Origin of the sequence: Pseudomonas sp. W15Feb9B, from assembly GCF_000828175.1 — a bacterium.
GTDB classification, from domain to species: Bacteria; Pseudomonadota; Gammaproteobacteria; order Pseudomonadales; family Pseudomonadaceae; genus Aquipseudomonas; species Aquipseudomonas parakoreensis.
In genome coordinates this window covers 1-25,293 of the sequence record NZ_JTKF01000010.1, presented here as the reverse complement: position 1 = coordinate 25,293, position 25,293 = coordinate 1, and the positions used below count along the sequence as shown (strand labels likewise).

The window sequence follows — 25,293 nt, the reverse complement described above, 5'->3', positions numbered from 1 at the left end:
GCGTGCCGCAGCTCCTACAGGTGAAGTCGGTCAGAGCGTCGAACGAATCACCTCCCCCAACCACTCCATGAACACCCGCACCCGCAGCGGCAAATGCCGTTGCCGTGCATACAGGATTGAAATCGCCATCGCCGGCGCGGTGAACTGCGGTAGCACAGTCAGCAGCTCACCGGTGTCCAGATGGGGCTGCATGCCGGTGCGCGGCACCTGGATCAGACCAAAGCCACCCAGGCACGCCGACTCGTAAGCATCAGTGCTGTTGACCGTGACACTGCCAGCCATCGGCAGGCGCCGCACCTGACCGTCCTGTTCATACACAAACCCTTCCGAACGCGAACCGAGCACGCCGACGTAATGCACCAGTCGATGCTGCGCCAGATCTTCCAGGGTCTGCGGCACGCCGTAGCGTTCAAGGTACGCAGGGCTGGCGCAGTTGATCATCGGGAAGTCACCGAGATGCCGCGCCACCACCGACTGATCCGGCTGCGCGCCGATGCGCACCACGCAATCGAAACCCTCGCTGAGCAGATCGACACGGCGGTCGGTGCTGCTGATTTCCAGTTCCAGATTCGGGTGCCGCGCCATGAACTCAGGCAGCAGCGGCATGATCAGGCGTCGCGCGAGGATGTTCGGCATGTCGACGCGAATCCGCCCGCTCAACGAGGCCGGATCCTGGCGAAACAGCCCCTCGATCTCGTCCATGTGCGACAGCAGATCTTTGCTGCGTTCATACAGCACCAGACCGTCCTGCGTCGCCTGCACTTTGCGCGTGGTGCGTTGCAACAGGCGCGTGCCAAGCAGGCTTTCCAGGGCCTGCACATGCTCGGACACCGTCGAGCGCGGCAGCCCGAGACTCTCGCCGGCCTGGGTAAAACTCGACAGTTCGCTGACCCGGACGAAGGTGCGCAGCAGTTCCAGTTTGTTCATGAGGACACCCGTTGATTGTTCGGCCAAGCCGATCAGTGATTCCGGTTTCAGTCTGTTTATCACCCCACGGCGGATAAATAAACTTTGCTCATCACCACTCACTGCAATCGAGGTTTTCACATGAGCCGCAAAATCGCATTGATCACCGGCGCCAGCCGTGGCCTGGGCAAGAACGCCGCCCTGCACCTCGCCGCCGAAGGCGTGGACATCATTGGCACCTACAACAGCCGCGCCGATGAAGCCCAGGCGCTGGTGGCTGAACTGGAACAACGCGGCGCCAAAGCCGTGATGCTGCAACTGGATGTGGGCCGCAGCGACAGCTTTGCCGATTTCGCTTCGAGGGTTGAGCAAGCGTTGCAGCACTTTGATCGTCCGCGCTTCGACTTCCTGATCAACAACGCCGGGATTGGCGTGCACGCACTGTTCGCCGAGACCACCCCGGAACAGTTCGATCTGCTGATGAATATCCAGCTCAAAGGGCCGTTCTTCCTGACTCAGCAACTGCTGCCGCTGATCAATGACGGCGGGCGTATCATCAACATTTCCAGTGGGCTGACCCGCTTCAGCCTGCCGGGCTACGCCGCCTACGCAGCGATGAAGGGCGCGATGGAAGTGCTGACCCGCTATCAGGCCAAGGAGCTGGGGGCGCGGCAGATCGGCGTGAACATTCTAGCGCCGGGCGCCATCGAGACGGATTTTGGCGGCGGCGCGGTGCGCGACAACGCGGCGTTGAACGCGATGGTCGCCAGCAACACCGCACTGGGACGCGCCGGGCAACCGGATGACATCGGTGGCGCACTGTCGATGCTGCTGGCGCCGGGTGCGCAGTGGATCAACGGGCAGCGGGTCGAAGCATCCGGCGGGATGTTTCTCTAAACCAAACAGTGTGGCGAGGGAGCTTGCTCCCGCTGGGGTGCGAAGCGCCCCCCAAAACCGGCCAATGCGGTCTGACAAACAGACCGCGTTTATCGGGTTTACGACTGCTGCGCAGCCGAGCGGGAGCAAGCTCCCTCGCCACAGTTTGTGTTCCAGACTTAAGCAGCACGGGCCATCAATAACCGCTCGCGCACCACGTCATACCCCCAGTGATACACATAGGTGTACGGCAGGAAAAACAGCAGCACGCCGATGTCCAGCAAGAACGCCTGCCACAGGCTGACCGACAGCCACCAGGCAATCAGCGGTACGCCCATCACGATCAACCCGCCCTCAAACAGTAGCGCATGGATCACCCGCGTCCACGCGTTGTGCCCGAGGTTCAGGCGCTTGAGCATGCGGTCGAAGAAGCCGTTGAACACCACGTTCCACGCCAGCGCCAGTAGGGCGATCAGCACGGTCACGGCGCCCATGTCGAGCAGTGGTTTGTCCATGATCCACGCCAGCAACGGCGTGCAGATCAGGATCGCCAGACACTCGAAACCGATGGCCTGGAAGATACGTTCAGTAATGGATTTGTTGGCAGTCATGGCCTGACTCCTTGAGTGAAGAGGGTTGCCATGATCGGCCACCACACCGATACTTCATAACCAATAACCATCGATCAAGGCGATAGTTCATGGCTTCGCAGGAAGTGCTGTTGGCCTTTGTGCAAGCGGCCACTCAGGGTTCGTTTTCGGCGGCGGCGCGCAAACTGGGGCGCAGTCAGTCGACCATAAGCGCCGCTGTGGCCAGCCTGGAGATCGATCTGGATCTGATGCTGTTCGACCGCAGCAGCCGCAAACCGACCCTGACCCCGGCCGGTCATGTGATGCTGCAACGGGCCGAGGCGATTCTGGCGGCCAACCATCGTATGGCAATGAGCGCCCGGCAACTGGCCCAAGGTGTCGAGCCGAAGCTCACCGTGGCGATTTCCGACACCTATCAATCGGCACGCTTCGAAGCGGCGCTGGTCGACTTCGAGCAGCGTTATCCGGACCTGGAACTGGAATGCCTGATCGCCGAGTGCGACGACCTGATCGAACTGGTCCAGCGTGGCCGCGCGCACCTGGCATTTGCCGAAATGCGCGACAGCTACCCGCCGGACCTGGTGACCTCGACCGTGGCCGAGCACACCGACATCGCACTGTTCGTCAAACGTGATCATGTGCTGACCGGCATCCAAGGTGTCGATCAGCAGGTGCTGGAGCAGCATCGCGAGTTGCGCCTGGCGACCATCGTCAATCCCTACGACAGCCGGGCCAAAGGCCGGGTGTGGTCGGCGCCGAGTTACCTGATGCTGATGGAAATGGCGGAGATGGGCTTTGGCTGGGCGGCGTTGCCGCGCTGGCTGGTGGGGCGTTTCGGCAATGGCTCGCTGGTGGAGCTGACGGTGCGTGGCTGGCCACGGCCGGTGTATGTCGATGCGTTGTGGTCGCGGGTCTATCCGCCGGGGCCGGCGGGGAGCTGGTTGCTGAGCAAGATGCTGGAATAGCGGCGCCGCCAATCGCTGGCAAGCCAGATCCCACAAGTACCGAGGTGTTCACTAACTTTGTGTACGGCGCAGACACTGTGGGAGCTGGCTTGCCAGCGATGAGGCCGGCACAGCCAATGATTTCCCCGGATCAATCCAGTTCGCTCAGCCGCCCCTCGATAAACCGCCGCTCCGGCTCTTGCCGGGTCAGTTCCAGTGCTCGCCGATACGCCGCCCGCGCCTGCTCCACCCGACCCAACTGCCGACAAAATTCCGCCCGCGCCGAATGCGCCAGGTGGTAATCCTGCAACTCACCGCGATCCAGAATCCCCTCGATCAGCGTCAGCCCGGCCAGCGCCCCATCGCGCTTGGCCACTGCTACCGCGCGGTTCAACTCGATCACCGGCGACGGCACCGCCCGCAACAGCACGTCATACAGCCCGACGATCTGCTGCCAGTCGGTTTCTGCCGCTGACGGCGCTTCGGCATGCACCGCGGCAATCGCCGCTTGCAGGCAATACGGCCCGAACCTTCGGGTGGTCAGCGCCCGCTCCACCAGCGCACAACCTTCAGCAATCAACCCGGCATCCCAGCGCGAGCGATCCTGATCGTCCAGCAGGATCAACTCTCCGCTGGGCGAAGTGCGCGCCGGCCGCCGCGACTCATGCAACAACATCAACGCCAGCAGGCCCATGACCTCCGGTTCCGGCAGCAACTCCATCAGCAACCGCCCAAGCCGAATCGCCTCGCGAGTCAGATCTTCGCGGGTCAGCTCGGCGCCCATCGATGCCGAATAGCCTTCGTTGAACACCAGATAAATCACCCGCAACACACTGTCGAGGCGCTCGGGCAACTCGCTCAGGCTCGGCACTTGATAAGGGATTCTGGCGTCGCGAATCTTCGCCTTCGCGCGCACGATGCGCTGAGCAATCGCAGCCGGAGCCGAAAGAAACGCGCGGGCGATTTCCTCGGTGGTCAGGTCGCAGACTTCACGCAAGGTCAGCGGCACTTGCGCATCCGCCGCCAAGGCCGGGTGACAGCAGGTGAAGATCAGCCGCAAGCGGTCGTCTTCCACGTCTTCGCCACTCCAGTCGGCCTGTTCCAGCTCTTCGAGCTGCGCGAGCAACAGCGGCTGCGAGGCCTTGAAGCGGGCGCGGCGGCGCAACACATCGATGGCCTTGAAGCGCCCGGTGGACACCAGCCAGGTGCGCGGATTGTCCGGCACGCCGTCGCGCTGCCAGCGCTCGACCGCGACGAAGAACGCCTCGTGCAAGGCTTCTTCGGCGAGGTCGAAATCGCCGAGCAGGCGAATCAGGGTGGCCAGAATCCGCCGCGAGTCTTCGCGATAGACCTGCTCGACCCGCGCCCGCACTTCAGACATTCAACTGCCGCACCGGACGCACTTCGACGCTGCCGACCCGGGCCGCCGGAATGTGGCCGGCGACCTGAATCGCTTCGTTCAGATCCTTGGCATCGATCAGGTAAAACCCGGCCAGTTGCTCCTTGGTTTCAGCGAACGGGCCATCGGTAATCGACAGCTTGCCGTTGCGCATGCGCACCGTGGTCGCAGTCTGCACCGACTCCAGCGCTTCGGCGGCAACCATCCGCCCGCTGCCCTGAATCGACTCGGCATAGGCCCAGCACTCGGCGTCTTCCGGGCTGTCGGGCGAGGTGTGCAGCAGGCGCTCATCGCTGTAGACCAGGCATAGGTACTTCATGGCTTTCTCCTGAATCGAACGGATCAACTATGGCTGAAGATCAGGGTTGCACATCGAACAGCGTGCTGCCGCTCATCGGATCGAACGGCGCCGACCAGTGCTCGTGGACAATCTTCCACGTTCCGCCCACTGGCCGATAACACGCGGTAGCGCGCATCCAGCAGCTCTGGGTTTCGCCCTTGTCGTTGGTCCCCCCGCAATGCGTGACCCAATGGGCGAACGCGAGGTTGTCGGCGGTCTCGATGGCGATCTCGTGAAACTCGAAAACGTGCGGGCCGGAACACATTTCCATGCAGGCTTCCCAGTGCGCGCGGTAGGCCGCCTTGCCTTTGAATTGCAGGGCCTTGATCGCATCGAACGAGACGATGTCGTCGGCGTACAACGCCATGACTTTGTCAACGTTCTTGGTCATCACCGCTTCGCGGTAAGTGTTGATCAGGGCCTGGATTTCAGTGTGTGCGCTCATGGTGTTCTCCGTGGTTTTTGTAGTGAAGACACCCTTAGTCGTTCGGCCATCGGGCAGATCGACAGTCGAAACAAAAAATTTCCGCCGAAGACAAAATCGCTAGAATCCGAGGCTCATCTTTGTAGGAAAAAGGAAATTCCCGTGTCAGCCCAACTCGTGCCGTACGACAGCCTGAACGCCTTGCAGCGTCAGCAGGTCGAGGCGATTGAAATCCATCCCGAGCAGATCAAGTTTTCCGGCGACATTCACGGTGCGCTGCACACGCTGCTGTCCAAACCTGGCCCCGGCGTGAAAGGCTTTGCCCTGCTGGCCGATCAAGTGCCGGTGGCGTTCCTGCTGCTCAAGCGCCCGCCGGTGTTGCCAGCCTGGGCCGATGAACACAGCGCCACCCTGCACGCCTTGCAGGTCGATCACCGCGCGCAAGGCAAGGGGTATGGCAAGGCCTGCCTGCAAGCGTTGCCCGACATCGCGCGTGAAGCATGGCCGGAGATCAAAGGGCTGGAACTGTCGGTGGATGCCGATAACGACGCGGCGATCGCGCTGTACGCCAAACACGGTTTCGTCGACAGCGGCGAAGCGTACAAGGGCCGGATCGGTTACGAGCGGCGCATGGGGCTGTTTTTCTAAATCATCGAGGGATGCACGATGATCGATTCAATCGAAGCACTGGAAGCTATTTACGGCCTGCCCCACGAGCGCGCGGTGCGCAAGCAGATCGGTTTTCTCAACGAGGATTATCAGGCGATGGTGCGGGTTTCGCCGCTGGTGATTGTCAGCTCGGTGGGCGCCGACGGCCTGGACAATTCGCCACGCGGCGATGCGCCGGGATTTGTGCGGATCATCGACCAGAACACCCTGGCCCTGCCGGATCGCCCGGGCAACAACCGCATCGATACCTTGCGCAATGTGCTGCAGGATCCACGGGTGTCGCTGCTGTTCATCATTCCGGGGATCGGCGAGACCTTGCGGGTCAACGGCACCGCGACCATCAGCGCCGATCCCGAACTGCTGGAAAGCTTTGCGGTGAACGGCAAACCGGCGAAAACGGTGTTGCTGGTGACGGTAGAGGCGGCGTTTTTCCATTGTTCGAAAGCGTTTGTGCGTTCCGATGCGTGGAACCCCGAGACTCACCTGCCGCGCTCGGCCCTGCCCTCTGCGGGCGCGTTTCACAAGCGTTTGAACGACGGGCAGTTCGATGCTGAGACCTACGATCGTGAAGCGCCGAAAAGAGTAAGCGACACTCTCTACTGAACGCGGAACTCAAAACGCCACAACCCCCTGTGGGAGCTGGCTTGCCAGCGATGGCGTCGGCGCATCAAACATTGATGTCGACTGACCCACCGCTATCGCTGGCAAGCCAGCTCCCACAGGTTATGTGCGATGCCTTACAAAGTGAGGATCATCTCGTGCCACGCCATCCCGCCATGGTCTGACTCCGACGGTTTGATGTAGGCAAAGCCGAATCCGGCGTACAGCGCAATGTGTCGTTCCTTGCACATCAGATGAATCGTCGCCTTGTCCATCCCGCGCATGCGCTCGATGAATTCGGCCATCAATCGCTTGGCCAGGCCCTGCCCCTGATAGTCCGGGTGCACCACCACCGACATGATCACCACGTTCGGCCCTTTCGGGTCGTGGCCGATCAGTTCCTTGAACGCCTCGTCGGACATCTGCACGTCAAACGCCGCGCCCGAATTGATGAACCCGGCGACCACGCCCTCCACTTCGGCGACGATAAAACCCTCCGGCCAGGTGGCGATGCGCGTGGCGATCTTTTCGCGCGTGGCGGCTTCATCGCCTTCGTAGGCAACGGTTTCGATGGCGTAGCAGCGGTCCAGGTCGGCGGCGGTGACGTTGCGGATGACGGTGTTCATGGCAGCTCGAAAATCAGCGGAGAAAAGTGCGCAAAGCATAAAGGAATAAGGTGTGCATATCGATCCGCGCGGGGGCCGTAAAGCTTGCGTATAAGCGCTTTTCTTCGTGCGGGCGGCGAGCTATTTCTGCGGTGTGTCTTTGATCACCCTTGGGGGTAACCGCTTATGAGCAGCGTTGAAATCGGCCTGTTGATGGTGTTGGGCATCAGTACGTTCGGCTTTATCACCTTGGGCATCGACCTGTTGCGGGCGCGACGGCTGGGCAAAGGCAAGCGCGGTTGAACAACATGAGGCGGATCAGTGATCCGCCTCATCGTTATGGTTCAGGCTTTGGTATCGACCGGCACGCAGATTTCCAGTTTGCCGGTGTGCAGTCGCGGATTGAAATCGGCGCTGTAGCGTTCCAGCTCCGGGGCGTTGAGCTCGACATAGTGGGAAGTCGGCAGCCAGGTTTTGTAGATGTATTGCAGAGTCTGAGGTAACTGATCGAGCGGTCCCTTGTGCTCGAATACGGCGTACTGACGAGGCAGCACTTCGACCCACTGATAGACCTTCTGGTCGAGGTCGTCGAGCTTGCTGATTTCCACCCCGGCGATGTAATCGAAGCCACCCTGGCCGTCGAAATTACTGCAGACGCCGTAGGTCACTTCGTTTTTTTGTCCCTGTATCTTTCCCAGGTGCGGCAAGAACCTTTCCCACAGTGCGGGGATGTCCTTGGCGGTGTCCTGGGTAAATCGACCACGAAATCCTGCGATCAGCAGGAAGTGTCCATGTTCGAAGCGAGGTTCAGCCACTTCGACGCGTTTTTGCTCATCCATGACTCGACTCCTGGAACAAAAGAAGGGGTTCGGCTGCTGAGTATAGAAGCCAAACCCGATTCGCAATGCTACAGGGCGTGCAACTGGTCGGCGGCCCCGGAACCGACGAACTCGTTATAACCGGATACGATCACGTACACCGCGAAATAGCAGAAGATCGCTGCCGATGCCATGTACGAGTAGCGCAACAGCTTGTCGCCGAGCAACTTGCCGCCGTGGCTCGCGGCGAAGCACAGCCCGGCTGACCACAGCAGCCCGGCGCACAGGAAGCCGCCGAGGAACAGCGCCGAACTTACAGGGCCACCGCCACCGGAGCGGGCGATCAGGGTACCACCCACCGCGGCGAACCAGAGAATCGCGCTCGGTGAAGACATGGCGAGGAAAATCCCGCGAAAGAACTCCTTGCGATGCGAGTTCCGCCCCACCTCCGCCGTCGCCGCCAACTGCGCCTCGTGGTGAATCGCCGAATAGATCATCTTCGCCGCAAAGTAGATCAGCAGCGCCGACCCGCCGATCCACAGCACCCAGCGCACGCTTTCGTACTGCAGCAGCACGGTCATGCCGGCCAGCGCCAGCACCGCGTAGATCAGGTCACCGACGCAGGTGCCCAGGCCCAGCGCGAAGCCCTGAAAGTACCCGCGCTGCATCGCCAGGGTGATCATTGCGATGTTGGCTACGCCGATGTCCAGGCACAGCGAAAGGCTCAGCAAGAAGCCGCTGGTGAATTCCATCTACCGATTTCCTTGGGAAAAATTTGTTTACATGCAGGCTGGACAGTCTGCCATCACAGCCCTTATCTTCCGCCACAGGTCACCGCAGTGACCAGCGTCGCTCGGACGGTTCCGGGCGCTTACGTTATCCGAGGCAACAATGGCTGAACAAGGTTCGCCGCGCCGCTTTGCGCGCATAGATCGACTCCCCCCTTACGTTTTCAACATCACCGCCGAGCTGAAGATGGCCGCGCGGCGCCGTGGTGAAGACATCATCGACTTGAGCATGGGCAACCCCGACGGGGCCACGCCGCCGCACATCGTCGAAAAACTGGTACAAGTTGCCCAACGTGAAGACACCCACGGTTACTCCACGTCCAAGGGCATTCCACGTCTGCGCCGGGCGATTTCCAACTGGTACAAGGAACGCTACGCGGTCGATATCGACCCGGAAAGCGAAGCCATCGTCACCATCGGTTCCAAGGAAGGCCTGGCGCATTTGATGCTGGCGACCCTGGATCAGGGCGACACGGTACTGGTACCGAACCCGAGCTACCCGATTCACATCTACGGTGCCGTGATTGCCGGCGCTCAGGTGCGTTCGGTGCCGCTGGTGCCGGGCGTGGACTTCTTCGCCGAGCTGGAACGGGCCATTCGCGGTTCGATCCCGAAGCCGAAGATGATGATCCTCGGCTTCCCGTCCAACCCCACCGCACAATGCGTGGAGCTGGATTTCTTCGAACGGGTAATCGCCCTCGCCAAACAATACGACGTACTGGTGGTGCACGACCTGGCCTACGCCGACATCGTCTATGACGGCTGGAAAGCCCCGTCGATCATGCAGGTGCCCGGCGCCAAGGACATCGCGGTGGAGTTTTTCACCCTGTCCAAAAGCTACAACATGGCCGGCTGGCGCATCGGTTTCATGGTCGGCAACCCGGAACTGGTCAACGCCCTGGCGCGGATCAAGAGCTACCACGACTACGGCACTTTCACTCCGCTGCAAGTGGCGGCGATTGCTGCGCTGGAAGGCGATCAGCAATGTGTGCGTGACATCGCCGAACAGTATCGCCAGCGCCGTAACGTGCTGGTCAAAGGCCTGCACGAGCTGGGCTGGATGGTCGAGAATCCGAAGGCGTCGATGTACGTCTGGGCGAAGATTCCCGAGGCTTACGCGCATCTGGGCTCGCTGGAGTTTGCCAAGAAACTGCTGGCCGAGGCCAAGGTCTGTGTCTCGCCGGGGGTGGGTTTTGGTGAGTATGGCGATGATCATGTGCGCTTCGCGCTGATCGAAAACCAGGACCGGATTCGGCAGGCGGTGCGCGGGATTCGCGGGATGTTCCGGGCGGATGGGTTAGCACCGAAAGCCGTCTGACGACACGTCACACTGTGGGAGCGGGCTTGCCCGCGAATGCGGTGGTTCAGACAACATTGATGTCGACTGACACGACGCCTTCGCGGGCAAGCCCGCTCCCACAGGGGTAATGTATTGAGCCTGATACCGTCGCCCACAAAAAAACCGCATCGCTGCGGTTTTTTTGTGTCTTGCGTTCGAGGTTAAACGAACAGCGACAGCAACAGAATGAAGCCCAGGCCCACCACCGACAGGATGGTTTCCATCGCTGTCCAGGTCTTGAACGTCTCGGCCACGGTCATGTTGAAGTACTGCTTCACCAGCCAGAAACCGGCGTCGTTCACATGGGACAGGATCAACGACCCGGCACCGGTGGCCAGCACCAGCAGTTCACGGTTGACGCCCGGAATCATCCCCACCACCGGCACCACGATGCCCGCGCCCGTGATGGTCGCCACAGTAGCCGAACCGGTGGCGATACGAATCACCGCCGCCACCAGCCACGCCAGCAGGATCGGCGAGATCTGCGCGCTGACCGCCATGTGGCCGATCACGTCGCCCACGCCGCTGGTCACCAGCATCTGCTTGAAACCACCACCGGCACCGATGATCAGGATGATCGCGGCGGTCGGCGCCAGGCTCGCGTCCAGCCACTTGAGCATCTGCTGTGAACCGATGCCCTGCTTGTGACCGAAGGTGTACAGCGACAGCAGCAAGGCCAGCAGCAGTGCCGAGATCGGATGGCCGATCATGTCCATCCAGGTGCGGAAGAAATGGCCGTCCGGCAGCGCGACGTCAGCGAAGGTTTTCAGCAGCATCAGGAACACCGGCAGCAGCACAGTGACCAGCGTGATGCTGAAGCTCGGCAGGTTCTGCGAATCGGTTTCGCGGGCCAGTTGATCGACCAGTTCCTGATTCGGCGTGCCAGGAATGTGCTTGGCAATGAACGTACCGAAGATCGGGCCGGCGATGATGGCGGTCGGCAGCGCCACGATCAGTCCGTAAAGAATGGTCTTGCCGATGTCGGCACCAAACACGCCGATTGCCAGCAGCGGGCCCGGGTGCGGCGGCACCAGACCGTGTACCGCAGACAGACCGGCGAGCAGCGGAATACCGATCTTGATGATCGACACCCCGGTGTGTCGGGCAACGATGAACACCAGCGGAATCAGCAGCACGAAGCCGATTTCGAAGAACAGCGGAATACCGACCAGGAACGCGGCGAACATCATGGCCCACTGCACTTTGTCCTTGCCGAACGCGCGGATCAGGGTCTGCGCGATCTGATCGGCGCCACCGGATTCGGCCATCATTTTGCCGAGCATGGTGCCCAGCGCAAGGATGATGCCGACGAAACCGAGCACGCCACCGAAGCCGTCCTGGAACGCCTTGATGATGGTGCCGATCGGCATGCCGGACGTCAGGCCGAGGAATGCGGCCGCGATGGTCAGGGCGATGAAGGGGTGAATCTTGAATTTGGTGATCAGGATAATCAGACCGATTACCGTGACCACTGCATCGAGCAGCAGGTAGGCGTCGTGGGACATGCCAAACATTGGGGGTGTCTCCTGGCTTGTTGTTGTTATTAAAGCGGGTTAAACAGAATTCGTGAGGACAGCGCTAGCTCTTTCAACACACTCATACCGCCTGTTTCAGACCATGAGCCTGCCACCAGACGTGCGCCTGGGCCGCCAGCTCTTCAACGCTGTGGATCGAAGCATTCAGTGCCAGGGTCAACGGCTCGCCGACCGGCGATTCGAGGGTGGCAAACTGGCTTTCGATCAACGTCGCCGGCATGAAATGGCCCGGGCGATGGGACACGCGGTCGGCAGCCACTTCAGGGGTCAGTTCGAGAAACACGAAGCCCAGGCCCGGCAAGGCACTGCGCAGCACTTCGCGGTAACTGTGTTTAAGCGCCGAGCAGGTCAGCACCGGACGCTCGCCGAGTGCATCGACACGACGCAACTCAACGCACAGGCTGTCGAGCCAGCCGGCACGGTCGTCGTCGTTCAAGGGGATCCCCGCGCTCATCTTTTCGATGTTGGCGGCCGGATGAAAAGTATCGCCTTCAATGGCAGTGGCGCCGCTCAATTGGCACAGGGCCTCGCTGACGCACGTCTTGCCGCAACCGGCAACGCCCATGATGACCAGGGCGGTGATGGGATGACTCATATAACACCTCAGCGCGCAGACAGCGCTACCTTTGCTAGCTATGACTCTAGTGCACAGGCAGAAGTTGCCGACGCCTTCTTGTCGTTTTTTTGGGTTGCAGCAGGTTGTCGCCCAACGCCAAAAAGCGAGGATCAGGCAGGACCTCGCTTACGCATTTGCAGCTGCATCAGGACAGCGCTACCTTAGTGCCTTGATTTTTGTTTGGCAAGCCGCCCGATGACCCCCCCTAAAAACGATAAAAACACTCGCACCACCGGCCGTCCCACCCTTAATGAAGTTGCCCGCCTTGCCGGCGTGAGCCCGATTACCGCGTCCCGCGCCTTGCGCGGGGTCAGCACCGTGGCCACCGAACTGGTGGAAAAAGTGCAGAAAGCCGCGCTCGAACTCAATTACGTGGTCAACCCTGCCGCCCGCGCCCTGGCCTCGGCGCAGAGCCATTCGGTGGTGGTGCTGGTGCCGTCGCTGTCCAACCTGCTGTTCATCGACACGCTGGAAGCCATTCATCGGGTGTTGACGCCCAAGGGCTTCGAAGTGCTGATCGGCAACTTCCACTATTCACGCGATGAAGAAGAAAACCTGCTGCGCAACTACATGGCTTATCAGCCGCGTGGCTTGCTGTTGACCGGGTTTGATCGCACGGAAAGTTCGCGGCGGATGATCGAGGCCAGCAACATTCCCTGCGTGTACATGATGGAACTGGACAGCGCGGCCGGCGTGAATTGCGTGGGTTTCTCGCAGCTCAGCGCCGGCGAAACCGCGGCCGAACATTTGCTCGCGCGCGGTCGCAAGCGTCTGGCCTACATCGGCGCACAACTCGATCAGCGCACCTTGTTGCGCGGCGAGGGTTTTCGCAAAGCCCTGCAGAAGGCCGGGCGCTATGACCCGGATCTGGAAGTGCTGACCCCGCGTTCCTCGTCGGTGGGATTAGGCGGAGAGCTGTTCCTGCAACTGCTGGCGGCGCATCCGGACGTCGATGCGATCTTCTTTGGTAACGACGACCTGGCGCAGGGTGCGCTGCTGGAGGCGCTGCGCAACGGGATCAAGATCCCCGAGCAGGTGGCGATTCTCGGCTTCAACGATTTGCCGATGTCCGAACACATGGTGCCGCGCCTGAGCAGCATTAACACCCCGCGTGAAGCGATCGGCCGGCGTGCGGCGGAGCAGATGTTGACGTTGATGGCCGGCAACAGCGTGGCGCGGCCGGTGGAAGACATGGGTTTTGAACTGAAGATTCGCGAGAGTACCTGACCTTTGAAATCCTGTCGGAAGCAATCCCTGTGGGAGCTGGCTTGCCAGCGATGGCGTCAGGCCAGTCGATACAGTGTTGACTGATACACCGCAATCGCTGGCAAGCCAGCTCCCACAGTTTTTGGGTACACCCACCCTGTGCATGTATCAGTGGCTGAGCAGTTCGACGAGGGCCGATGCGCCCTTCTGCAGCGGCTGGCTCTTGAGCCACACCGCGTGCACCGGCAGTACCAGGCCGTTTTCGATGTTGCGAAAATTCAGGCGCTGCAAGCGCCCGCTGTCCAGCCACGGCTGCACCACCGACAACGGGAAATTGCCCCAGCCCAGTCCCGCCTCGACCATCTCCAGCGCCGCCTCCAGCGTATCGGTGCGCCAGTGCGATTCGGCCACCAGCGGCCGGGTTTCGCTGATCGGCAAGTCGCGACTGGCGACGAAGATCTGCCGCACATGCACGAGATCTTCGAGAAACAGATCCTGCCCCCGCAACAATGGACTGTCTGCCGCCAGCGTGGCGATCATCCGTTCGCTGCCGACAAACTGAAAACGCTCCAGCACGTTCATGCTCAACCCGGCGAACGCCAGACAGACGCTGACGCGGCCACGGTGCAGCATCGCCAGCACATCGTCCTGCGGCGCGGTCAGCACTTCGATGTCGAGCAGCGGATGACGCTCGGCAATCACCTTGATCGCGGCGAGCAAGCGGCGGCGATCGATGTCGGCGACCACACCAATCGACAGCTTGCTCTCCAGCCCCAACGACAACTCCACCGCGTGCACTTGCAGCTGCTTGAGCTGCTCGGCAATCAACCGCGCATGGGGCACCAGTGACAGCGCCATCGCGGTTGGCTGCGGTTCGCGATGGCTGCGGTCGAACAAGGCATAGCCAAGCTCCGCCTCAAGATTGCCGATGCCCATGCTGACCGCCGAAGGCACCCTGCCCAAAGCGCGGGCGGCGGCGGAGAACGAGCCACGATCAATCACCGCAAGAAACAGCTCGATGCTGTCGCTGTTGAAATTCAAAACGCCACCTATCACCAAAACTGAAAGCTACTGACTTTTTCTGTCATCACTATTGAAGCTATCTTTCGCCGCCTCCGCCAGTCCCGCTGGCCAACACGTTGCAACAAAGAGGCAAAACCCCATGCAAGGCGTCAAACGCAAACTGGTCTATGTGTCGCTTTACGAAGTGATCGGCATGACCTTCTCCGCCCTCGGCCTGGCGCTGTTGTCCGGCACTTCACCGAGCAGCACCGGCCCGCTGGCGGTGATCATCACCACCATCGCCGTGACCTGGAATTTCATCTACACCACACTGTTCGAGCATTGGGAAAGCCGCCAGAAATCACGCACCCGCACGGTCAAGCGGCGCATCGCCCACGCCGTGGGTTTTCAGCTGACACTGATCGTGTTCCTGATCCCGCTGATCGCCTGGTGGATGAACATCAGTCTGGTGCAGGCGTTCTTGCTGGATCTGGCGCTGATCATCTTCATCCCGTGCTACACATTTGCCTTCAACTGGCTGTTCGATCGCATTTTCGGCCTGCCGGCCTCAGCGCTGCCCGACTCGGCCGCCGCGGCATAAATCGTTAATTGGTAAGCAGTTATTGCGAAAAATCGGCGGTGTCTGCGGGAAAACCGCCGATATTCACAATCCAGTCACTCCGATAGCAGGCTAAGCTTTTCCATCAATAAAAAATGGACCAGCCCATGACTGCTCACGCTCCCGCCGCCGCGCAATGCGACGGCATCGATCCGATACGCGCCGCCGAGATTTCCGCCCGCATCGACCGCCTGCCCGCCGTCGCCACCATCTGGCGACTGGTGGCGCTGTTGTCGATTGGTGGTTTCTTCGAACTCTACGATTTGTTCCAGACCGCCTACATCAGCCCCGGGCTGATCCGTGACGGGATCTTCGCCACCGGCAATCAGGGTGTGTTCGGTTTCTCCGATCAGGCGGCGTTCGCGTCGGCGACCTTCCTGGGTCTGTTTCTCGGCGCCAGCCTGCTCAGTCCGTTGGCCGATCGTTTCGGCCGCCGCGCGATCTTCACCTTTGCGCTGGTCTGGTACACGGTGGCCACGGTGCTGATGGGCATTCAAAGCTCGGCGCTGGGCATCATCTGCATGCGTTTTCTGGTGGGGATTGGCCTCGGTATCGAGCTGGTGACCATCGACGCCTACCTCTCGGAACTGGTGCCCAAGCGCATGCGCAGTTCGGCGTTTGCCTTCGCCTTTTTCGTGCAGTTTCTCTCGGTGCCAGCGGTGGCATTGATGTCGTGGTGGCTGGTGCCGCAGGCGCCGTTCGGTGTGTCGGGCTGGCGTTGGGTGGTGCTGGCGAGCGCGGTGTTTGCGCTGTTCATCTGGTGGCTGCGCAAGCGTCTGCCGGAGTCGCCGCGCTGGCTGGCGCAGCATGAGCGTTTCGATGAAGCGAACAAGATTCTCGACGCCATCGAAGCCCGCTGCGAGAAGGATCACCGGCAACCGCTGGACGCCCCGGAAGCGGTGCCTGTGGATGTCGAGGGCAAGGGCCGCTTCGCCGATATCTGGCAACCACCGTATCGGCGTCGGGCGCTGATGTTGATCGTGTTTCACGTGTTCCAGGCGATCGGTTTCTTCGGTTTCGGCAACTGGCTGCCGGCGCTGCTTTCCGGCCAGGGCGTGAGCGTCACTCACAGCCTGATGTACGCCTTCATCATCACCCTGGCCTACCCGCTCGGGCCATTGCTGTTCGTGAAGTTCGCCAACCGTTTCGAGAACAAATGGCAGATCGTCGGCTCAGCCCTTGGCGCCATGACCTTCGGCACCTTGTTCGCGTTACAGACCAGCGCCTTCGGCCTGATCTTCTGCGGGGTGATGATCACCTTCTGCAACGCTTGGCTGAGTTTCAGTTATCACTCGTACCAGAGCGAACTGTTCCCCACCAACATCCGCGCCCGGGCGGTGGGTTTCTGTTATTCGTTCAGTCGCTTGTCGACAGTGTTCAGCAGCCTGTTGATCGGGTTGTTCCTCGACCACTTCGGCACGCCCGGCGTGCTGGCGTTCATCGTCAGCAGCATGCTGATCGTGATGCTGACCATCGGCGGGTTCGGCCCGCGCACGCGCAATCTGGCACTGGAAAACATTGCCCATCGCTGACGGCCACACGGTCATCCTCTGCCGCCCGGAGGCAACGGATGACCGCCTGATTGCGCATGCACCAACAGTAAAGCCTTGAAATAGCGGGATTTGCTGCAAAGGCACGCTAATTGCTCGGATATGCCCGTCAGCAATTATCCAAAGGTCTCCATCATGATGTTGGTCAGTGCCAAACAGCAGCAGCTCATCCACCTACCCAAGCGGTTGGCGGATGACGCGACCACGACCGCCGCTGCCGGTCTGCAAAGCGGCCTGCACGGCGCCATGTTGCAATCGCTGCAGAACCAGACTCAGTCGCAAGCCACCGATGCGACCTCCAAGGTCCAGGATTCAGCCACGCAGATCGCCACCCAGCAAGTGGCCGCCGCCACGCGCATCAGCGATAACGTCGACGAAGCCTTCGCCAAGACCCGTGTCGGCCTGCAAACCACCGACGCCACGACTGCCGGCAGCACCAGCGGCACCTCGGCCACCGACGCGTTCAAGGACTACATGAGCAAGTCGCCGGAACAGCGTCTGCGCGACAGTATCCTTCAAAGCATGGGCATCACCGAAGACGACATCAAAGCCATGCCGCCGGAGAAACAACTGGCCATCGGCAAAGAGATCGCCGAGCGTCTGCAGGACAAGATGAAACTGGCGCAGGCGGAAAAAGACAACGCCAATGACGTCAAGGACAGCGACAAACTGGCGGACAAGTTTCTCGCGGCGCTTTGACTGCAAACCCATGTAGGAGCTGCGGCACGCTGCGATCTTTTGATCTAAAAAAACAAAATCAAAAGATCGCAGCGTGCCGCAGCTCCTACAGTTTTTTGGCGTAGATGCTAGTTCAGTTGCAACGTCGCATTGAACTGCCCGATCGCATCCACCACATGTCGCGAACCCTGCTGAATCTCCAGGATCACCTCTCCCGCCTCGTTCGCCAGTTCCACACCCAGCCCGGTGCGGCTCAGGCTCGACTGCATGCTCGACACCGCGCTCAGCGACAGGTCATGGTTTTTGCGCACCACTTCGACAATCTCCAGGGTCGCCTGACTGGTGCGCGCCGCGAGACTGCGCACCTCGTCCGCGACCACGGCAAACCCGCGTCCGTGCTCACCGGCCCGGGCTGCTTCGATGGCGGCGTTGAGCGCCAGCAAGTTGGTCTGGTCGGCGATCCCGCGAATGGTCTGGACGATGGTGCCGATGATGTCCGACTGCTTGTTCACCGCATCGATGCTCAGCGCCGCTTCGTTGAGGTCGCGGGAAATGTCCTGGATGATCTGCACCGTCTGCTGCACGACCTGTGAGCCTTTTTGCGCGCAGGCATCGTTCTGTACCGAGGTGCTGTGGGCCGATTCTGCGGCGTTCTGCAGCGTGGTCATCTGCTGGGTGATGTCACTGGCAAACTTCACCACCTTGTACAGACGGCCCTTGGTGTCGAACAGCGGGTTGTACGAGGCCTCGAGATAAACCATCTGCCCGGACTTGTTCTTGCGCTCGAAACGGTGCGAGTGATATTCGCCGCGATTGAGCGACGCCCAGAACGCTTTGTACTGCGCCGATTCGGATTCGGAACGGTGACAGAACATGCTGTGGTGATGGCCGACGATTTCCGGCAGCGTGTATTGCATGGTGCGCAGAAAGTTGTCGTTGGCGGTAATCACATTGCCTTCCGGGGTGAACTCGATCACCGCCATCGAACGGCTGATTGCCGCCAGCATGCTTTCTTCTTCGTGCTCTTTGTTGACCCGGGCGGTGATGTCGGCGGCAACTTTTATGACGCTTTTGACTTGTTTGTCCGGGCCATACACCGGCATGTAACTGGCTTCAAGCCAGATCTCCCTGCCGGACTTGTTCAAGCGCAGAAACGTGCCGCTGATCGGCTCGCCCCGGGCCAGGTCGCGCCACAATCTGGCGTATTCCTCGCTGCGGTAAAACGCTTCTTCGCAGAACACCCGGTGATGTTTGCCACGCACTTCCTCGGCGCTGTAACCCATGGTCTTGCAGAAGTTTTCGTTGGCATCCAGAACAATGCCTTCGGGGGTAAATTCGATCATCGCCATCGAGCGGCTGATCGCTTCGAGCTTGGCGTTGGCTTCGGTCAAGGCGCAGCTGAAACGCTCGATTTCCTGCAGGTCAGCCTTGTGATGTAGGTTGAACATGGTTGTATCACCTTCCGCGCGGTCTTTTGATTTGATGAAAGTTCAGGTCTTTCAGAATCCACCACTACGTTCCACAGAACAGGCACACGCATTCCTCCACGGGAGGAAGTTGTCAGGTGATAAATGATGTTTAATCCGAGCGTGCATGCCGCGACGCTCTCATCAAGACATCCTTCTCTTGATAGCCCGCGAGCGGGCCAGCCCTAACGTGCAGAAGAACTTCCATGTACAACTGGCTCCTTGTTGGTTCAGTGTCCGGTGCCTTTGATTGCGCACTCTGGCAGCGTTGAAATCACGGCTAACCGATGACGGTCGACATAGTTAGTTACAGCTAGCATAGCCAGCGCCCTGCCACGCGCAAGGCCACTAGTCGGCCAGTATCTGGCACTTTTTGCACAAGAAACGGTTCAGCGAACGGAGGCAAGCGAAGTCTCCGCCACCAAATCCAGCAGCGCCTGCACCGCTGCCGACGCCGTCTGCCCCGCAGGCAACACCAGCGAAAACACCCGCTCGACAGGTGGTTGCAGAGCAATCACGCGCAAGCCCTGACGGTCGACCGGCAAGGTCATTTCCGGCACCAGCGTCACGCCGAGGTTTTCCCGCACCAGCGTGAAGGCGCTGCTCCACTCGCGTACCTCGACCCGCACATCCTGCAACTGCAAACAGGCTTCGGCGGCAAGGCTGCGGGCGTTGGTCGAGCAACCGCCGGTAGCCAGCACAAAGGGCAGCGCGGTCAGTTCTTGCAGGGTGACGCCCTGCTCGGTTCCTCGCAGCGCCAGCGGATGGCCCGTCGGCACGACCGCCACCCATTCATCACGGCCCAATGGCCCGGCATTGCGCTCGGGGGCCGGGTTGAGCACCACACCGACATCCACCAGACCGGCCGCGAGCAAGGTTTCCACCTCGTCATCGCTGACCTCCAACGCCACCACTTCGATCCCGGGGTACAGGCGATTGAACTGGCGCAGCAGCGGCGGCAGAAAACTCGCCAGGACCATGGGAAAACTCGCCAGGCGAATCGTCCCGCGCAGCATGGGGCGCACGCTGTCGACGGTCTGGCGAATGGTTTGCAGCGCGCCGAGCATTACGCGCGCCTGCTCAATCACCGGCAGCCCAATGGCGGTGGGCAAGGTTTGCCGGCTTTCGCGACTGAACAGTTGCACACCGAGGGTTTGCTCCATCAGCGCCAGGGCCTGGCTCGCGCCAGACTGCGTCATGCCGACCCGTTCGGCCGCGCGGGTGATGTTGCCGTGATCGGCCACGGCGACCACCAGCCGCCAATGCATCAGGTTCATCATGGCAGTAGCTGTCCTTATGGCTGCTTTCTGAAAGATTAATTTTACCGAGGGTGCGGCGGACTATGACACTGGCACCAAATCCTCACCAGAGAGCTGCCGATGAAGCTGTATTACGCCCCGCAAGCCTGTTCGCTGGCGCCGCACATTGTGTTGCGCGAACTGAAGCTGCCCTTCGTACTGATCCGCGTCGACAACCGCAGCAAGCGCACGGCCAGCGGCGAAGACTTCCTGGCAATCAATCCCAAGGGCTATGTCGCCGCCCTGCAACTGGACAACGGCGCGGTGCTGACCGAAGGCCCGGTGATCCTGCAATATCTGGCGGATCTGCAACCACAGTCAGGGCTGGCGCCGGCGCCCGGCAGTTTCGAACGGCTGCGTTTGCAGGAGTGGCTGAATTTCATTTCGAGCGAGATCCACGGCGGGCTTGGTGCGCTGTTCGATGAGCGGTTGCCGGCCGAGGTGATCAAGGAGAAGTTGTTCAAGCGTTTTGCGGTGTTGGTCGCGGTGCTGGAGCAGCAGGAGTATCTGCTGCCGAGCGGCTTCAGCGTGGCGGATGTGTTGTTGTTTGTGGTGCTGCGTTGGGCCGGGTTGTTTGACATTGACCTGGCGCAGTGGCCGGCGCTGGCGCGGTTTCAGGCGCGGATTGAGCAGCGGCCGACCGTGATGGCGGCGTTGGCGGCGGAAGCGGCGTAAGTCTTTAGATCATTCGCGAGCAAGCTCGCTCCCACACTGGATTCGGGCAAGCCATAGACCCAGTGTGGGAGCGAGCTTGCTCGCGAAGGCGTCAGTTCAAACAACGCAGATCAACCGGGAAAAACTCAAAGTCCCGCCGTCACCTTGCTCGCCACCTCCCCCGGCACCCACGCCTGCCACACCTGCGGCTGATCACGCAGAAACGCTTCGGCGACCTGCCGCGGTGGCTGGCGCTTTTCGCTCATTCCGGCCAGCGTCTGGTTCAGCAGATCAATCGGCAAGTCGACTTTCTCGAAGAACGCCACCAGTTCCGGGTATTGCGCCTTGAACGGCGCCGACACGCCAATCGCCAGGCTGGCCGGCATCGAGCGGGTGCCCTTGGGATTCGGATTATTGGCATCGGCCAGGGTTTTCCAGGCCTCGGCATCGAACGGCGGTTCTTCGAGTTTTACCAGTTTGAAGCGACCGAGCAGCGGCGTCGGCGACCAGTAGTAGAACAGCACCGGTTTGCCGCGTTTGATCGACGACGCCACTTCGGCATCCAGCGCCGCGCCGGAGCCGGTGCGGAAGTTGACGTAGCTGTCGGTCAGCGCATAGGCCTTGAGCTTCTGGCTGTTGACGATCTCCGAGGTCCAGCCGGTCGGGCTGTTGAGAAAGCGTCCACGGCGCGGGTCTTCCGGGTCGCGGAACACGTCCTTGTAGCGCGGCAGGTCAGCCACCGATTTCAGCTCCGGGGCCAACGCTTTGATACCGCGCTCGGGGTCGCCCTTGATCACGTATTCCGGCACCCACCAGCCCTCGGTTGCGCCCTTGACCGTGTCCCCAAGGCCGAACACCTTGCCTTCATTGGCAGCCTTGACCCACGCCGGACTGCGCCCGGCCCATTCTTCGCCGATCACTTGAATGTCGTTTTTTGCCAGCGCCGCCTCCAGGCTGACGGTGCTCCCCGGCAGCGTATCGGTGGGGTAGCCGTAGCCTTTCTCGACGATCAGGCGCAGCACTTCGGTGATGAAACTGCCGCTTTCCCAAGTGATGTCACCGAAGTGGATCGGCGCGGATTTTTCGCTGGCGGCAACGGCGCCAATGCTCAGGCTCAGCGCCAGCAACGAACGGCCGAGCAGGGTTTTGATCGATCTCATGCGGACCTCTTGTCTGTCAGGATTTGGTTGGCGCTGTGGCGGTCGCACAGGGCCTGGGAACGGCTCATGTAAAAGCTGACCGAACGCTGCGAGATGCCCAGTTCAGCGGCGATTTGCGGGTAGGTCAGGCCATCGATCCGCGCCAGCAGGAAGGTCGAGCGGACCTTGCCGGGCAGGCGTTGCAAGCTGTGGTCGAGGCGCTTGAGGGTCTGGCTCAGGTGTGCGAGTTCTTCAGGCGAAGTGGCGACCTCGACCTCGACCTCGAACTGCTGCACATGCCGGCGCTCCAGGTCCGCGCGGCGCCAACGCTGATAAAGCAGGCGCTGGGCAATCGTGGTGAGCATGGCGCGGGGTTCACGAATCGCCGTGACACTGGGCGCCTGAAGCAATTGCGCGAAGGTTTCGGCAGCGATGTCTTCCGCGTTTTCGGCGTCGTGCAACTGCCGGCGCAAGTACGTGCATAGCCAGCGATAGTGGGCGCGGAACAGCACGTCGAGATGATTGCGGTGAACGGTATCGGCGCCGGGCATAAGGGCTCCTGGGCAAGGGGTCGCTGGATGTCCGGTGATCCGGTGGCGCGATCCTAGCAAGGCGTCTTATGCATTAATAATATTTATATTTCATTCCTATATTCTTTTTGGAGATATAAGAGCGAAGGCTGCGATCTTTCAACGCAAGCGGCCATAGCCCAACTCTTCAGCCTCACGCTGATAGTCGAGCACAACCTGATAATCGCTTTCACTGGCTGCCAGGACCTCAGGCAATCCAAGGATCTGCGCCACATCCGGCAACTCAAGCAGCGTCTGATTCATCACCTCGCGCAAGCGCTCGATCTGTTTGTCCGTAGTCGATACGGCGGTGATAAACGGCAACGTCGGACTGAACGCACTACGCGCCACAACCCGCAATCCGTTGACCTCCTCGGGTGCGTATTGCGCAAGGCAGGCATAGGTCACGCTGTCGATGGCCGCCAGATCGGCGCGTTCTTCACGCAGCCAGCACAGACTCTCGCGGTGTGCGCCACTGATACCGACCGTGGCGAAGAACTGCCCGTCAAGGTGTAGCGGCGCCAAGCGCTGGCGCAACAGATTCATGCCACTGTTGGAGTCCTCACTGTTGATCACCCCGCGACTGCCACGAAAATCCACCAGGGTTTTGCGCACATCATCGGCACGGCTGAGGATCAGGCTGCAGTGATTGCCGGCGCTGGCGTCGGGCAATTCGTAGCGCGGGCGACCGACGATGCGCACCTGATCGCGCAGCAAGGTCATCAAGGGGTAGCCGCAGGTTTGCGTCAGTAGCAGATCGGGCGACAACCACAGTTCGGGCAGCGACAGGCTGGCGGCGCTCAGGCGGGAATGCCCGAGGTGTTCGAGGATGCGTGAAACCCAGCGCTCGTTGGCCGCGCGAATGGGCTCGGGGGCGGTGTACATCAGCAGTTCGAGGTGGTGTTGGGTCATACACATTATTTCCCCGCAAATACTTACCTGTGGTGTTCCTGGGGTCAGTGGAAGGGATGCTCGGGACTGTCAATCGGCTTGAACCCGTGGCGCCACCACAACTGCCCATAACCCTGCACCAGAAATCCGCCGCTACGCGCGACCCATTGCGCGCGGCGCATACGGTAAGCCTGGGGCAAGTCGTACCACGCCAGCCCCGGCAGGTCGTGATGCACCAGATGAAAATTCAGATTCAGAAACAGCCAGCGCCATGGCCAGCCGGCCTCGTTGAGCACGGTGCGTTGCTCCGGTTGTGCGTGCGGGCGGTGTTCATAGTAGGAGCGGATCATCGCAATCGACAGCGCCGGTACGCTGATCAGCAACAGGTAATGCCAGACCGGCAACACGCTGAAGCGCGCGACAAACCACAGCATCAACACGGTGAACGCACCGTGGGTCAGCCACATTAGCCAGGCTTGCCGCTCGCGGTTTTTCAGGCGTTGCAGTTCTTCCGCGGCCAGTGCCAGCAGTCCCAGCGGCGCACCAATCGCGAAGCGCCCAAGCACAGTCTTGTTCAGCCAATGCAGGCTGCGTTCGAATAGCGAACTGCCCTGCCAACGCGACGCTGTCAGGTATCGGCTTTCCGGGTCAACGCCGGGCACAGTCAGGTGTTCATCGCGGTGATGCAGCAGGTGGCTGTCGCGATACAAGGTATACGGGTACCACACCGCAAAGGGTGCATAACCGAGGATTTTATTGAAAAGCACCGAGCGGGTCGGATGCCCATGCAGCAACTCATGCTGCACTGACAACCACAGCACCAGCAGCGGAATCAGCAGCAATGTGCTCAGGCCGCGTCCCAGCCATGCGCTGTTGAGGATGATCGCAAACCAGCCGCCATACACGCCGATCAGCAACAGCCATGTCGGCCATTCGGTGCGGGCGGTGAAGCGCTGGCGCAGGGTTTCGATTTGCTGGCGATGGTCGGCGTCGAAGTAATTCGGCATGGCGTGGCTCGGAACGGGAATCTTCCCCTTCTGTGCAACGAAGCCGGGCAATCTTGCAGATTATTTTTGCGCTGAGGCGGGAGCCCGGAGGACGGACTCCCGAGGGACGTGATCAATGACCGAAAATATCGACCTTCTTGGCTTTTTTCTCTGCACGCTTTTCAATCGCCGTCTTGGCCGGCTTCTTCTTCGCGGCTTTCTTTGAATCCATACCTTTGGACATGATGCGTACTCCACTCACAGGGATGTAGGCTCAGGTATACACCTATCGCGCGTCGCGCGTTCTTTTATAATCGGCGCTTTGCCCGCCGTCAGTCCGATCCCATGTCCGATACCCAGTACAGTCTGCTCGATGAGCCTTTGTGGCCGTTGATGAACAAATTTTACCGCCGCCACCAATCGTCAATGAAAGCGGTGCGCGATGCGCAACTGTGGGTGGCCCGACGCGAGGACATCGTTGCCGCGCTGTGCTTGCGACCGGTGGCGGGTGGGTATTGGTTGACCGGGCTGTTTGTCGACCCGGGTTGCCGTGAGCAAGGGATTGCCGGGCAGTTGATCGCGGCGGCGGTGAAGGATGTGCAGGAACCGGTGTGGCTGTTCTGCCATCCGGATTTGCGCGGATTTTATGAGCAGCGTGGCTTCAGCTTCGACCCTGCCCTGCCCTATGCGTTGGCCGAACGGTTGAGCCGGTATGCGCGGAGCAAGCCGATGATTGCGATGGGGCTGACACCTTCGATCTGATGCGAATCCCAATGTGGGAGCGAG

General features: G+C 60.7%; 27 protein-coding genes and 2 pseudogenes. 11 read left to right on the top strand and 18 right to left on the bottom strand.

Annotated features, from left to right (window positions below; translation table 11 throughout):
* Positions 1-30: 30 nt before the first annotated feature.
* Complete coding sequence (locus OC71_RS07320; RefSeq protein WP_041066441.1) at positions 31-927, bottom strand: LysR family transcriptional regulator; 897 nt, start codon at positions 925-927, stop codon at positions 31-33.
* A gap of 120 nt (positions 928-1,047) precedes the next feature.
* Here OC71_RS07320 and OC71_RS07315 point away from each other — a divergent pair, with 120 nt between their 5' ends.
* Entirely contained in the window at positions 1,048-1,803 is a 756-nt protein-coding gene (locus tag OC71_RS07315) for an SDR family NAD(P)-dependent oxidoreductase (protein WP_041066438.1), read from the top strand.
* Between the two features lie 158 nt (positions 1,804-1,961).
* On the opposite strand, the gene OC71_RS07310 is transcribed toward OC71_RS07315, so the two are convergent.
* Complete coding sequence (locus OC71_RS07310) at positions 1,962-2,393, bottom strand: multidrug/biocide efflux PACE transporter (protein ID WP_041066435.1); 432 nt, start codon at positions 2,391-2,393, stop codon at positions 1,962-1,964.
* 89 nt (positions 2,394-2,482) lie between these two features.
* Between OC71_RS07310 and OC71_RS07305 the strand changes: the two genes are divergently transcribed.
* Positions 2,483-3,337, top strand: a complete 855-nt coding sequence (locus OC71_RS07305; RefSeq protein WP_041066432.1) for a LysR family transcriptional regulator — start codon at positions 2,483-2,485, stop codon at positions 3,335-3,337.
* A gap of 130 nt (positions 3,338-3,467) precedes the next feature.
* On the opposite strand, the gene OC71_RS07300 is transcribed toward OC71_RS07305, so the two are convergent.
* The 3 genes from OC71_RS07300 to OC71_RS07290 are packed head-to-tail and all read right to left on the bottom strand — an operon-like array spanning position 3,468 to position 5,500.
* Entirely contained in the window at positions 3,468-4,697 is a 1,230-nt protein-coding gene (locus tag OC71_RS07300; RefSeq protein ID WP_041066429.1) for an RNA polymerase sigma factor, read from the bottom strand.
* Positions 4,690-5,034: a YciI family protein gene (locus OC71_RS07295; RefSeq protein ID WP_003227360.1), complete on the bottom strand. Its 345-nt coding sequence runs from the start codon at positions 5,032-5,034 to the stop codon at positions 4,690-4,692. The genes OC71_RS07300 and OC71_RS07295 overlap by 8 nt, the downstream gene beginning before the upstream one ends.
* Before the next feature lie 40 nt (positions 5,035-5,074).
* Complete coding sequence (locus OC71_RS07290; protein WP_041066426.1) at positions 5,075-5,500, bottom strand: nuclear transport factor 2 family protein; 426 nt, start codon at positions 5,498-5,500, stop codon at positions 5,075-5,077.
* A 141-nt stretch (positions 5,501-5,641) separates the two neighbouring features.
* Between OC71_RS07290 and OC71_RS07285 the strand changes: the two genes are divergently transcribed.
* Together OC71_RS07285 and OC71_RS07280 are read left to right on the top strand one after the other, a co-directional pair.
* Positions 5,642-6,127: an N-acetyltransferase gene (locus tag OC71_RS07285; RefSeq protein WP_041066423.1), complete on the top strand. Its 486-nt coding sequence runs from the start codon at positions 5,642-5,644 to the stop codon at positions 6,125-6,127.
* 18 nt (positions 6,128-6,145) lie between these two features.
* Complete coding sequence (locus tag OC71_RS07280) at positions 6,146-6,751, top strand: pyridoxamine 5'-phosphate oxidase family protein (protein ID WP_041066420.1); 606 nt, start codon at positions 6,146-6,148, stop codon at positions 6,749-6,751.
* Between the two features lie 134 nt (positions 6,752-6,885).
* On the opposite strand, the gene OC71_RS07275 is transcribed toward OC71_RS07280, so the two are convergent.
* The 3 genes from OC71_RS07275 to OC71_RS07265 form a co-directional block, all read right to left on the bottom strand.
* The gene (locus OC71_RS07275) at positions 6,886-7,374 is read right to left on the bottom strand and encodes a GNAT family N-acetyltransferase (RefSeq protein WP_041066417.1); all 489 of its coding nucleotides are present in this window, start codon (positions 7,372-7,374) and stop codon (positions 6,886-6,888) included.
* A 323-nt stretch (positions 7,375-7,697) separates the two neighbouring features.
* Positions 7,698-8,192 carry a GyrI-like domain-containing protein gene (locus OC71_RS07270; protein WP_041066414.1) on the bottom strand — a complete coding sequence of 165 codons (495 nt, stop codon included), beginning with the start codon at positions 8,190-8,192 and terminating at the stop codon, positions 7,698-7,700.
* A gap of 68 nt (positions 8,193-8,260) precedes the next feature.
* Positions 8,261-8,923, bottom strand: a complete 663-nt coding sequence (locus tag OC71_RS07265; protein ID WP_041066411.1) for a LysE family translocator — start codon at positions 8,921-8,923, stop codon at positions 8,261-8,263.
* A 139-nt stretch (positions 8,924-9,062) separates the two neighbouring features.
* Between OC71_RS07265 and alaC the strand changes: the two genes are divergently transcribed.
* Positions 9,063-10,277: an alanine transaminase gene (gene alaC, locus OC71_RS07260; RefSeq protein WP_003227374.1), complete on the top strand. Its 1,215-nt coding sequence runs from the start codon at positions 9,063-9,065 to the stop codon at positions 10,275-10,277.
* Between the two features lie 182 nt (positions 10,278-10,459).
* On the opposite strand, the gene OC71_RS07255 is transcribed toward alaC, so the two are convergent.
* Together OC71_RS07255 and OC71_RS07250 are read right to left on the bottom strand one after the other, a co-directional pair.
* Positions 10,460-11,812 (bottom strand): GntP family permease, encoded by a 1,353-nt coding sequence (locus tag OC71_RS07255; protein WP_041066403.1) that lies wholly within the window; start codon positions 11,810-11,812, stop codon positions 10,460-10,462.
* An 82-nt stretch (positions 11,813-11,894) separates the two neighbouring features.
* On the bottom strand, positions 11,895-12,428 hold the full coding sequence (locus OC71_RS07250; RefSeq protein ID WP_041066400.1) for a gluconokinase: 534 nt from the start codon (positions 12,426-12,428) through the stop codon (positions 11,895-11,897).
* A 216-nt stretch (positions 12,429-12,644) separates the two neighbouring features.
* Here OC71_RS07250 and OC71_RS07245 point away from each other — a divergent pair, with 216 nt between their 5' ends.
* Entirely contained in the window at positions 12,645-13,676 is a 1,032-nt protein-coding gene (locus OC71_RS07245) for a LacI family DNA-binding transcriptional regulator (protein ID WP_041066397.1), read from the top strand.
* A 147-nt stretch (positions 13,677-13,823) separates the two neighbouring features.
* On the opposite strand, the gene OC71_RS07240 is transcribed toward OC71_RS07245, so the two are convergent.
* Positions 13,824-14,696, bottom strand: a complete 873-nt coding sequence (locus OC71_RS07240) for a LysR family transcriptional regulator (protein WP_041066394.1) — start codon at positions 14,694-14,696, stop codon at positions 13,824-13,826.
* 121 nt (positions 14,697-14,817) lie between these two features.
* Here OC71_RS07240 and OC71_RS07235 point away from each other — a divergent pair, with 121 nt between their 5' ends.
* The 3 genes from OC71_RS07235 to OC71_RS07225 all read left to right on the top strand — a co-directional run bounded on the left by OC71_RS07235 (position 14,818) and on the right by OC71_RS07225 (position 17,525).
* Positions 14,818-15,258, top strand: coding sequence for a PACE efflux transporter (locus tag OC71_RS07235; protein ID WP_041066391.1), 441 nt, complete (start codon positions 14,818-14,820; stop codon positions 15,256-15,258).
* A 125-nt stretch (positions 15,259-15,383) separates the two neighbouring features.
* Positions 15,384-16,808 carry an MFS transporter gene (locus tag OC71_RS07230; RefSeq protein WP_041066388.1) on the top strand — a complete coding sequence of 475 codons (1,425 nt, stop codon included), beginning with the start codon at positions 15,384-15,386 and terminating at the stop codon, positions 16,806-16,808.
* Positions 16,809-16,964: 156 nt separating this feature from the next.
* On the top strand, positions 16,965-17,525 hold the full coding sequence (locus OC71_RS07225) for a hypothetical protein (protein WP_041066606.1): 561 nt from the start codon (positions 16,965-16,967) through the stop codon (positions 17,523-17,525).
* A gap of 107 nt (positions 17,526-17,632) precedes the next feature.
* On the opposite strand, the pseudogene OC71_RS28670 reads toward OC71_RS07225, so the two are convergent.
* The 3 genes and pseudogenes from OC71_RS28670 to OC71_RS07215 all read right to left on the bottom strand — a co-directional run.
* Positions 17,633-18,061 (bottom strand): annotated as a pseudogene (locus OC71_RS28670) (methyl-accepting chemotaxis protein); the annotation flags it as partial.
* 114 nt (positions 18,062-18,175) lie between these two features.
* Positions 18,176-18,952, bottom strand: a pseudogene (locus OC71_RS28665) (PAS domain-containing protein); the annotation flags it as partial.
* Positions 18,953-19,359: 407 nt separating this feature from the next.
* On the bottom strand, positions 19,360-20,250 hold the full coding sequence (locus tag OC71_RS07215; protein WP_041066381.1) for a LysR family transcriptional regulator: 891 nt from the start codon (positions 20,248-20,250) through the stop codon (positions 19,360-19,362).
* A gap of 99 nt (positions 20,251-20,349) precedes the next feature.
* On the opposite strand from OC71_RS07215, the gene gstA reads away from it, so the two are divergent.
* Complete coding sequence (gene gstA / locus OC71_RS07210; protein WP_041066378.1) at positions 20,350-20,943, top strand: glutathione transferase GstA; 594 nt, start codon at positions 20,350-20,352, stop codon at positions 20,941-20,943.
* Positions 20,944-21,068: 125 nt separating this feature from the next.
* Here gstA and OC71_RS07205 read toward each other — a convergent pair whose 3' ends face one another.
* From OC71_RS07205 to OC71_RS07190, 4 genes are all read right to left on the bottom strand, one after another.
* A complete protein-coding gene (locus OC71_RS07205) occupies positions 21,069-22,082 on the bottom strand; it encodes an ABC transporter substrate-binding protein (protein ID WP_041066375.1) in 1,014 nt (337 codons plus the stop codon).
* The gene (locus OC71_RS07200; protein ID WP_041066373.1) at positions 22,079-22,612 is read right to left on the bottom strand and encodes a sigma-70 family RNA polymerase sigma factor; all 534 of its coding nucleotides are present in this window, start codon (positions 22,610-22,612) and stop codon (positions 22,079-22,081) included. Before OC71_RS07200 ends, OC71_RS07205 begins: the two co-directional genes overlap by 4 nt.
* Positions 22,613-22,750: 138 nt before the next feature.
* Positions 22,751-23,542, bottom strand: a complete 792-nt coding sequence (locus OC71_RS07195) for a phosphate/phosphite/phosphonate ABC transporter substrate-binding protein (RefSeq protein ID WP_041066371.1) — start codon at positions 23,540-23,542, stop codon at positions 22,751-22,753.
* Between the two features lie 44 nt (positions 23,543-23,586).
* On the bottom strand, positions 23,587-24,528 hold the full coding sequence (locus OC71_RS07190) for a fatty acid desaturase (protein ID WP_041066369.1): 942 nt from the start codon (positions 24,526-24,528) through the stop codon (positions 23,587-23,589).
* Positions 24,529-24,852: 324 nt separating this feature from the next.
* Here OC71_RS07190 and OC71_RS07185 point away from each other — a divergent pair, with 324 nt between their 5' ends.
* The gene (locus OC71_RS07185; protein ID WP_041066366.1) at positions 24,853-25,269 is read left to right on the top strand and encodes a GNAT family N-acetyltransferase; all 417 of its coding nucleotides are present in this window, start codon (positions 24,853-24,855) and stop codon (positions 25,267-25,269) included.
* Positions 25,270-25,293: the final 24 nt, after the last annotated feature.